At 59.8% G+C, this 2,237-nt stretch carries 2 protein-coding genes; both read left to right on the top strand.

From position 1 onward, the window contains the following. On the top strand, positions 1-1,417 hold a 1,417-nt coding region (gene istA / locus EO133_RS07110; RefSeq protein ID WP_127071965.1), incomplete at its 5' end, for an IS21 family transposase. Further along, entirely contained in the window at positions 1,407-2,189 is a 783-nt protein-coding gene (istB, locus tag EO133_RS07105; RefSeq protein ID WP_090600540.1) for an IS21-like element helper ATPase IstB, read from the top strand. The genes istA and istB, both read left to right, overlap by 11 nt. Positions 2,190-2,237 lie beyond the last annotated feature (48 nt).

Here is a 2,237-nt window from a genome sequence, read left to right as displayed (position 1 = left end):
GTCCGATACGGTTGAGCCGAAGTTCAAGGTGCCCGAGCGGCCGAGCAAGATCGATCCGTTTGCCGAGAAGCTGTCAGGCTGGTTGAAGGCTGAGAGCCGCAAGCCGCGCAAGCAGCGGCGCACGGTCAAGCAGATCCACGCCGATCTGGTCAGTCTTGGCTTTGAAGGTTCCTATGGTCGGGTGGCGGTTTTTGCCCGGCGCTGGAAAGAGGATTTCCAGCGCCAGCAGAACACCACCGGCCGTGGCGTTTTCGTTCCCCTGGCTTTCGAGCCGGGCGAAGCCTTCCAGTTTGATTGGAGTGAGGACTGGGCGCTGATCGGGGGCGAGCGGGTCAAGCTGCAGATCGCGCACTTCAAGCTCTGCTACAGCCGGGCCTTTGCGGTAAGGGCCTATCTGCTCCAGACCCACGAGATGCTGTTTGATGCCCATAATCACGCCTTCCGCGTGCTGGGCGGAATCCCGCGTCGGGGCATTTATGACAATATGCGCACGGCGGTCGACAAGGTCGGGCGTGGCAAGGCCCGGCAGGTCAATGCCCGGTTCTCGGCCATGGCCAGTCACTTTGTGTTCGAGCCCGAGTTCTGCAATCCCGCTGCGGGCTGGGAGAAGGGGTTGGTGGAAAAGAACGTGCTTGATATGCGGCACCGGCTTTTCCAGCCCTTGCCACGTGCAAACTCGCTCGATGAGTTGAACATCTGGCTGGAGCGACGGTGCAAGGCCCTATGGGAAGAGATTGCCCATGGCGTCGAGCCGGGCACCATTGCCGATGCCTGGAGGGTCGAGTCCCAGTTCCTGATGGCTGTGCCGCGCGCTTTTGACGGGTTCGTCGAACACACCAAGCGGGTCTCGCCCACCTGTCTGATCCACCTGGAGCGCAATCGCTACAGTGTGCCGGCTTCTTTCGCCAACAGGCCGGTCAGCGTCAGGGTCTATCCGGACCGCATTGTCGTTGTCGCGGAAGGCCAAGCGATCTGTGAGCACTTGCGGATCATCGATCGCCATCATGGAACCGGGCATACTGTTTACGACTGGCGCCACTATCTGGCCGTGCTCCAGCGCAAGCCTGGTGCCTTGCGCAATGGTGCGCCCTTTGCCGATATGCCCGATGGATTCCGGCAGTTACAGAGCCATCTTCTAAGCAAACCCGGGGGCGATCGCGAGATGGTCGATATCCTGGCCCTGGTTCTTCACCATGACGAACAGGCAGTGCTCACGGCGGTCGAGATGGCACTGGAGGCCGGAGTGCCCAGCAAGACCCATGTCCTCAACCTTCTGCACAGGCTCGTTGATGGCAAATCGGCCGTGATCGCGCCGGTTCAGGCGCCACAAGCCCTTGCCCTGGGCCAGGAACCGCAGGCCAATGTGGAACGCTACGATACACTGCGCGGGGACAAGGAGGTGCGCCATGCGTCATGATCCGGCAAGCGCAGCTTTGGTCATCATGCTCAAGAGCCTCAAGATGACGGGCATGGCCCAGGCCATCAGCGAACTCACTGAACAGGGGTCTCCGGCCTTCCAGGCAGCCGTTCCGGTTCTCTCCCAATTGCTCAAGGCCGAGATGGCCGAACGCGAGACACGATCGATCGCCTATCAGCTCAAGGTTGCACGCTTTCCAACCTATAAGGACCTGGCCGGCTTTGATTTTGCCAGCAGCGAGATCAATGAGGCCCTGGTGCGCCAGCTCCATTCCGGTGCCTTCATCGAAAAGAGCGACAACGTCGTTTTGGTAGGGGGACCGGGAACCGGCAAAACCCACATCGCCACAGCCCTGGGCATCCAAGCCATTGAGCATCACCGCAAGAGAGTGCGCTTTTTCTCGACCGTTGAACTGGTCAATGCGCTGGAACAGGAAAAGGCTCAGGGCAAGGCCGGGCAGATCGCAAATCGGCTCGTCCATTCCGACCTGGTCATTCTCGACGAGCTTGGATACCTGCCCTTCAGCGCATCAGGAGGGGCATTGCTCTTCCACCTGCTGAGCAAACTCTATGAGCGCACCAGCGTCATCATCACCACCAATCTCAGCTTTGCCGAGTGGGCCAGCGTGTTTGGAGACGCCAAGATGACAACCGCGCTGCTCGATCGGCTCACCCATCACTGCCATATCCTCGAAACCGGAAACGACAGCTTCCGGTTCAGGAACAGCTCGGCCCAGGCCACAAAAACCAAAAAGGAGAAAGCACCGACTTGACCATCTGACCAAACCCAAATCATATCCATGAGGCGGGTCAATTCTCGG

This window comes from Pelagibacterium lentulum, from assembly GCF_003992625.1.
Taxonomy (GTDB): domain Bacteria; phylum Pseudomonadota; class Alphaproteobacteria; order Rhizobiales; family Devosiaceae; genus Pelagibacterium; species Pelagibacterium lentulum.
This window is presented reverse-complemented; position numbering and strand designations above follow the sequence as displayed.

What these genes read in the sequence shown, in the direction of transcription:
- istB (WP_090600540.1), top strand. Translation starts at nt 1,407, where the DNA reads ATGCGTCATGATCCGGCAAGCGCAGCTTTGGTCATCATGCTCAAGAGC.